General features: G+C 25.6%; 1 pseudogene. It reads left to right on the top strand.

The features are described from left to right. Positions 1 to 336: pseudogene (locus tag OL66_RS04440) on the top strand (hypothetical protein); the annotation flags it as partial. Positions 337 to 1,042 lie beyond the last annotated feature (706 nt).

Here is a 1,042-nt window from a genome sequence, read left to right as displayed (position 1 = left end):
CTTGGAAATATTTCAAAAATTAACAATTATAGTTTTTTTATTTATTATTTTTGTGATAACCCTTTTGTGTTTTTATTTTTACCAAACCCAAAAAACAAAAATAGAACTATTAAAATCGATTTAAAAACAACAATAATTACTTATTATAAAGTAACTTCATTTGCGTTGGTAATCGGAATAATTGCTTTTTTTTATAAAAAATTCAATACAACCAACCAAATTGATTCACACACAATACCAACAAACAAAATAGAAAAACATTATGAATGGTTTCAAACAGAAAGTAAAATTGGAATAGATGAAAGGGGAGAATATAAATTATATACCATCATATAGAAATGATTATAATTAAGAAAATAAAGAAAAAATAAAAACTAACAAAATAAAAGCAAGTGAAATAATGTTTTGAAGAAGTTAAATAAGATGATACTTAAGTTAAAATCGAAGGAACACCAATGATTAAAAGAAGCTAAACTTTCCATGGAATAAACGGCCTAGGAAACGGACACCACTCCGAACAAAGAAACCATTGACCTCGCCCATTCATCAAAAAACCATTCAAATTATGGCACTTTATTAAGTCTCACTTACGCACCAAGGATCAAAATTAATTATTTTCACACAAAAGACAAAAATGAAGAATAACAATTTAATAATATTATGATTCTAAACACATCAAATCACTATATATACATCAACTATAAAGGCCCAAACACCTACTCGAAGAAGACATTAAGGCTTTTTCTTGGATTAAGTAAGTTACACCCCCAACTAAAGAAGTCCTTAAGGCGGTTTGAAAAACAAAATCTACTACATTCATTTCAACCCCAGAAGAAAATAAGAGAGGAGGGGATAAATTGATTAAATTAAAAAAACAATTATATTTATTATCAATATTTTTATTTAGTTTTTTCTATTATTTTTAAATTCGATTTGTTGTTGGTTTTAGTAACAAAGAACAAAAACATACTTGATTCTAGCATAAGCAAATGGAAATCTAATTTATATAAAATCCATATTTTAAATTCTAAAGGTAAAATAA

Source organism: Chrysanthemum yellows phytoplasma (genome assembly GCF_000803325.1).
In the GTDB taxonomy this organism is placed as follows: domain Bacteria; phylum Bacillota_I; class Bacilli_A; order Acholeplasmatales; family Acholeplasmataceae; genus Phytoplasma; species Phytoplasma asteris.
Note: the sequence above shows the minus strand (reverse complement) of the source record. Positions and strands in the feature narration are given on the sequence as shown.